This is a genomic window from Priestia sp. SIMBA_032, assembly GCF_046535215.1.
GTDB lineage: Bacteria > Bacillota > Bacilli > Bacillales > Bacillaceae_H > Priestia > Priestia aryabhattai.
Genome location: NZ_JAWRXD010000703.1, coordinates 1 through 270 on the forward strand (window position 1 = coordinate 1; position 270 = coordinate 270).

Sequence of the window (270 nt, forward strand, 5' to 3'; positions counted from 1 at the left end):
TCGACCTCGAACACCACCAGCATGCCCTGACCAGCGGCGCCGGCGATTGATGCCGGTTTGAACGTCTTGAGCCCCGTCTGCAGGAAAACGACATTGAATCCGGCGTCAGGATGGGCCAGCGAGACGAAACCGTCGGCAGACATCGCCTCCGTGAAGCCGAAGTGCGTCTCGGCGAAGGCGGCGGAGGCTTCGGGGTCGGCGACGTTGAGAGACAAAGCAGTGCCGGTGATTTTCACGGTGAGCCTTTCACTTGAGTGAGAAATTAACATC

The 270-nt window shown here is 59.6% G+C and carries 1 protein-coding gene; it reads right to left on the reverse strand.

Annotated elements, in window-relative coordinates; translation table 11 throughout:
* Window positions 1-236: VOC family protein (locus SB717_RS36080; RefSeq protein WP_410907801.1), on the reverse strand; the 236-nt coding region annotated here is incomplete at its 3' end.
* Between the last annotated feature and the right edge of the window lie 34 nt (window positions 237-270).